Origin of the sequence: Streptomyces niveiscabiei (assembly GCF_001419795.1) — a bacterium.
In the GTDB taxonomy this organism is placed as follows: domain Bacteria; phylum Actinomycetota; class Actinomycetes; order Streptomycetales; family Streptomycetaceae; genus Streptomyces; species Streptomyces niveiscabiei.
Map to the genome: position 1 here is coordinate 1 of NZ_LIRL01000495.1, position 5,726 is coordinate 5,726.

Consider the following 5,726-nt stretch of genomic DNA (forward strand, 5'->3'; position numbering starts at 1 on the left):
CCCTTCACCGCCCCCCACCTCTGCTTCCAAGGCAGCGACATCGCCACCGGCACCGCCACCGCCGTCGTTCTCGCGACCGGTGCCCGCACCCGCTTCGCCGCCGCCCACGCACCCCCGGCACGCCCCACCGGAAACGCCTTCGACAGGTCCGTGCACGGCATCTCCTGGGTTCTGATCAGGTTCATGCTGCTGACGCCGCCGCTCGTGCTGATGGCGAACGCCGCCCTGCGGGACAGGGGCCTGGAGACGCTGCCGTTCGCGGTCGCCGTGGCGGTGGGGCTGACGCCGGAGATGCTGCCGGTGATCGTCACGACGTGTCTCGCACGCGGGGCGAGCCTGTTGGCGCGGTCGCACAATGTGATCGTCAAGCGGCTGCCGGCGCTGCACGACCTCGGCGCGGTGGACGTGCTGTGCGTGGACAAGACGGGCACGCTCACCCAGGACCGCCCGGTGCTGGAGCGCGGCATAGGGACGGACGGCGGCGAGGACGACGACGTCGTGCGCTGGGCCGCCGTACAGGCGTGGTGGACGCTCCAGCTCGCCGAACTGCCCGCCCCGGACGCCCTGGACGAGGCGCTGCTGGACGCGGCGGGCGCGGTGGGGGAGGAGTACGACGGGGTCGACGCCGTGCCGTTCGACCCGCGGCGCCGGATCGCGACGGCGGTCGTACGGGGCCGGCGCCCCGGCACGCACCTGCTGATCACGAAGGGCGCGGTGGACGACGTCCTGGCCCGCTGCGACCTCACGGAAACCGAACGCAAACGGTTGCTGAAACTCGCGGCGACGGAGGCGGACGACGGCCTGAGGCTGCTGGCCGTAGCGACGGCGGAGCGCACCGCCCGCACCCGCCCCTACACCCCCGCCGACGAACGCGGCCTGACCTTCCGGGGCCTGGTCGCCTTCCGCGACGCCCTCGCGCCGAGCGCCGCCGAGGCGCTGCGGGGACTGGCCGCGCGCGGGATCTCCGTACGGGTCCTGACGGGCGACGCGCCCGGTACGGCGGCCCGCGCCTGCCGGGACCTCGGGCTCGACCCGGGCGAGCCGGTGACGCTCGGCGCCGACGGTGACGTACCCGAAGCAACCGTTTACTCCCGTTGCACCCCGCAGGACAAGGCCCGGGTCGTCGCCGCGCTGCGCGAGCGCGGGCACACGGTCGGCTTCCTCGGCGACGGCGTGAACGACGCGCCCGCCCTGCGCGCGGCGGACGTCGGGATCGCCCCGCGCACGGCCTGCGCGGTGGCCCGCGAGAGCGCGGACGTCGTGCTCGGCGAGAAGGAGCTGACGGCCGTCGGGCACGCGGTCACCGCGGGCCGCTACAGCAGCGGCAACATCGCCTCGTACCTGCGTGTCACCCTCTCCTCGAACCTCGGCAACGTCCTCGCGATGCTCTCCGCCGGCCTGCTCCTGCCGTTCCTGCCGATGCTCCCCGCGCAGGTCCTCGTCCAGAACCTGTGCTTCGACGCGGCGCAGCTCGCCTTCGCCTACGACCGCCCCTCCGCGTCCGCCCTGCGCCGCCCGACCGTCCTGCGCCCCCGCTCCTTCCTCGCCCTGATCACCGGCTTCGGCGCGCTCAACGCGGTCGCCGACCTCACGACCTTCGGCATCCTCGCGTACGGGCTGCGCGGCCCCGACGAGGTGGACGACGAGGCGTTCTTCCACTCCGCCTGGTTCACCGAGAACCTCCTCACGCAGGCGCTGGTGATGGTCCTGCTGCGGGCCGGCCGGCACGCCGTACGCGGGGGCCGCCGCCCGGGGCCGGTCGGCTGGGCGGCGACGGTCCTGATCGGCGTCGGCCTGCTCCTGCCGCCGAGCCCGCTGGGCGGCGCGCTCGGCATGACGGGGCTGCCGCTGCCGTACTACCTGATGCTGGGGGCGGTACTGCTGCTGTACGCGCTCGCACTCAGGCCGCTGGCCCGCCGGCAGCCGTAGCCGCACTCCGCATCCCCGCCTCAGCCGTACGTCAGGTTCGAGCACGGGTTGTCGTCCGCCGAGCGCGCGTCCGCGGCGACCTGGGACGGTACGGCCGACGGGGTCGGCGAGGCGGTTCCGGCGTCGGCCGTGCCCGCGTAGTCGTCGCCCAGGACGACGTTCAGGGCCGTTCCCTGGATCTGCTCCAGGCGGGCGCCGGGAAACGCCGCAGCAACCGTTTGCGCACTCTTTTCCAGACCCGGCCCGTACTGCACGACCGTCGTCGCGTGGGCCTGGCTGACGGCCGTCGCCGTACCCGTCACCGTGAACCCGGCCCCCGTGAGCTTCGCCGCGCCCTTGGCCGCGAGCCCGGGGACGGTCGTCCCGTTGTAGACGGCTACGTCGATTCCCGCGCCGGACACGGGAGTTGGCGCCGGTGTCGGAGCCGCCGCCTTCTTCTTGCCGCCCGCGTTCTGGCCGTCGATCGTCCGGTCCTCCTTCAGCGCCGACCACAGCGCGGACGCGTCCGGCTCGACGATCGCGACGCGCGCACCCTCGTAACGCCAGGGCACGGTGACGAACTTGGTGTTGTGCAGGTCGACGTCCTTGAGGGACATCGCGAACGAGATCAGCTTGTCGGCAGAGCCGAGCCCGGGGTCGACGGTGAGCGACTTGGTCGCCGCCTCGGCCAGCGGGAGCAGGTTCGTCGGGGACAGCCCCTTCTCCTTGATCTGCTTCAACAGGCTGGCCACGAACGCCTGTTGGCGCTTGATCCGGCCTATGTCGGAGCCGTCGCCGATACCGTGCCGGATCCGGACGTAGTCCAGCGCCTTCTGCCCGGAGACCTTCTGCTCGCCCTTGCTGAACAGGAGGTCGCCGCGCGTGGCCCGGTTCGGGCTGAGGTCCTTCTGGTAGATGTCGTTGGGCAGGCACACGTCGACCCCGCCGACCACGTCCGTCAGCGCCGCGAACCCCTTGAAGTCGACGACGACCGTGTGGTCGACGCGCAGCCCGGTCAGCTTCTCGACGGTGTTCTGCGTGCAGGCGGGGTTGCCTTTGTCGGTCTGCCCCATGGAGAACGCCGCGTTGAACATCGTGTTGCGCTGCTCGGCGGACCAGGTGCCGTCGGGCAGCTTGCAGGGCGGGATCGTCACCAGGGTGTCGCGCGGGATGGAGACCGCGAGGGCGTGCTGGTGGTCGGCGTACACGTGGAGCAGGAACGCCGTGTCCGAGCGGCCGATGTCGTCCTTGTCGCCGCCGCCGAGCGCCGCGTTGCCGTCGGTGCGCGCGTCCGAGCCGATGACCAGGACGTTCTCGCCGGCCGTGTCCTCGGGGCGGTTGTCGGACAGGCCGCCCGCGTCGAACGTGCTGATGTCGCCGTCGAGCTTCAGGTACAGCCAGCCGGCGCCCGCGCCGAGCAGGACCACCAGGGACAGGACGATCGTCAGGGTCAGGCGTATCCGGCGTGAGCGGGAGCTCTTCCCCGCGCCCCTGCCGCCTCCCGCGCCCCTGCCCCGCGCGGCGCCTCTGCCCGTGCCGCTCCCGCCGCCCGGGCCCGTACGGCGCCTGCGGTCCGGCTTCGGCGGCGCGGAGCGTCTGCCGCCGCCGGTGCGATGGCGTGGCGGCGGTGCGCTGCGGCTGCTGGTGACGGTCATCGGCGCCCTCACTGTGTCTCGCCCTAGGTTGTACAGTTGCGCAATGTAGCAACCTTCCGGGGTGCGACTCCGACAAGGCTCGACGAAAGAGAGATCAGGTCATGCTCCGCAACGGACTGGAACCCTGGCACCTGTTGATCGTGGCGATCGTCGTCATCGTGCTCTTCGGCTCGAAGAAGCTGCCTGACACGGCGCGTGCGCTCGGCAAGTCGATGCGCATCCTCAAGAGCGAGGCGAAGGCGATGAAGGAAGAGAACCCCGCGAACCCCGCGAACCCGGCGGAGCCGTCCGAGCCGGTGGCCGCGTCGGCCGTCACTCCCGCACCCCCGGTCGAGCCGACGACGGTGACGACGGCGTCGGAGGCGGCGCGGGCCCAGTCGCAGGCCGCCTGAACCCGCGTCCGGGAGGAAAAGCTCCGCAAACGGTTACCGCGCGCCTTTCCGGGGCGCGGTACGCCGAGGCCGGTGCGGACCGCTGTGCGTGGCAGCGGTCCGCACCGGCCGGTGTCGTGCTGTGCGCCGAGGGGCGCCGGTCACGGACTCAGGCGGGCTCCCCGGCCCCCTTGGGGAGCATCGCCTCCGCGGCCGAACGGGACTCCTCGCGCCGCTGCCGCCGGGTGCGGCGCGGCTCCTGGTCGGGCAGCCAGCCGAAGGCCATGCTGCCGCCGATCAGGCCGCACAGCAGGCCGACCATGAACCCTCCGATGTTGGAGGTCACCCAGGTGCCCACGGAGAGCAGCACGGCGGTGACCGAGTAGAACAGCCGCTGTGCCGGGTTGAACAGGATCAGCAGGCCGCACAGGATCATGAGCGACGGCAGGAGGTATCCCGCCAGTCCCTGCATGCCGATGTGCAGGATCACCGGCAGCGGCGCCTTCATCGTCAGAAGGATCTCGGCGCCGCCGAAGGTGAGCAGTACCCCGCCCACGAACGGCCGGCGGCCTCGCCACTGACGGAAACGCTGCCGCGCCGGCGCCTTGGCGGCCGGTTCGGCGGACGCGGTCGCCCCTGGCTCGGGTACGGCCGGCGGTTCGTGCTGGGTCACTGGGTCACGTCCCCGGGCATCCGCTGGTGGAGAACTTCATGCGCAGGTCGGGCAGTTTGAAGACGGCCGCGGTCGCGCCGTAGTTGTGCTGGTACAGGTTCCGGATGGTCACCGTCTTGGCCTGCTGGCCGTAGACGCCCGGGGGGCCCTTGTAGCCGGGGACCCGGTCGAAGGTGCTGGAGTCGCGGCCGATCTCGATGTCGGTGAACTCGGCGTTGCCCATGATCTCGTCCGAGTCGATCGCCAGGTTCTCCACCTCGACCTTCTTGCCCTTGGTGCCGGCCGTCAGGATGAGCTGGATGCCGCCGAGGTCGACGGACTGGCACATGTTGGTGAGCTCGCCCTTGCCGATGACCGAGGTCACGACGAGGACGGAGCCGTCCGTGTCCCCCTGGTTCGGGCTGTCCTTGATCATGTGGTCCAGCCCGCCGTACTGCTCGAAACCCTTCCCTTCGAGCAGGTCGGCCTTGACGACGAACGGCATGCCGGAGATCGCGAACTGGACGCCGAGGACACCCTCGGCGGTCAGGACGGCGAGCGTCGCGGCGGCGACGGTGGCGGGGACCGCGAGGATCGCGGCGCGGCGGCCACGGACCCTGCCGCGTCTTTCGGTGGTACCGCTACCCGGACTCCCGGGTGTGTTCTCGGCGGACGGTGTGACGTCCGGGGACGAGGCCATGTCTGCTCCCATGGGCATTAGTACATGCAGGTTGCTTTGTGGCGCGTTGTCCTGGCGCGGACAGCGGCTGTCGCGCACGCTCCCCACAACTCCCGGAAGTCGTACGGTCGTTCTCGTTACGCGGCAGTAGCCAAGCCAGGAAGTTACCGATGGTTACAAGTACGGGTCAAGGGAGTTGTGGAAAAAGGGTGTTCATTGTGCGTCAGCCATGGATCATGGCGCTACCCATGGTGTACCGCTCACAGCCATGATTTTCTGACGGTGCGTCACATCACCAACTTCTGCGCGATGCCTTGACGTTGACTGAGCCTCAGGTCTACAACTCTGCCTGGCTCAGCCCGGATCCGTGGCGCCGGATCCGCAGTGCGACGTCTGTCGCGCTCCCGGACCTTCTTCACCGGACGTACCCGTCCCCGCGTGGGACGGGTACGTCCGGTGAA

Annotated in this window: 5 protein-coding genes; 2 read left to right on the forward strand and 3 right to left on the reverse strand. The window is 71.0% G+C overall.

Features of this window, described 5'->3' with window-relative positions; genetic code table 11:
- On the forward strand, positions 1-1,929 hold a 1,929-nt coding region (locus tag AOK24_RS23625; protein WP_055722077.1), incomplete at its 5' end, for an HAD-IC family P-type ATPase.
- A gap of 20 nt (positions 1,930-1,949) precedes the next feature.
- On the opposite strand, the gene AOK24_RS23630 is transcribed toward AOK24_RS23625, so the two are convergent.
- The gene (locus AOK24_RS23630; protein ID WP_055722078.1) at positions 1,950-3,563 is read right to left on the reverse strand and encodes an LCP family protein; all 1,614 of its coding nucleotides are present in this window, start codon (positions 3,561-3,563) and stop codon (positions 1,950-1,952) included.
- Between the two features lie 101 nt (positions 3,564-3,664).
- On the opposite strand from AOK24_RS23630, the gene tatA reads away from it, so the two are divergent.
- A complete protein-coding gene (tatA, locus tag AOK24_RS23635; protein WP_055722079.1) occupies positions 3,665-3,955 on the forward strand; it encodes a Sec-independent protein translocase subunit TatA in 291 nt (96 codons plus the stop codon).
- Between the two features lie 148 nt (positions 3,956-4,103).
- Here the strand turns inward: tatA and AOK24_RS23640 are convergent, their stop codons facing one another.
- Positions 4,104-4,607 (reverse strand): DUF6114 domain-containing protein, encoded by a 504-nt coding sequence (locus AOK24_RS23640; RefSeq protein WP_055722080.1) that lies wholly within the window; start codon positions 4,605-4,607, stop codon positions 4,104-4,106.
- Positions 4,608-4,611: 4 nt separating this feature from the next.
- Positions 4,612-5,286, reverse strand: coding sequence for a DUF6230 family protein (locus AOK24_RS23645; RefSeq protein ID WP_055722081.1), 675 nt, complete (start codon positions 5,284-5,286; stop codon positions 4,612-4,614).
- Positions 5,287-5,726 lie beyond the last annotated feature (440 nt).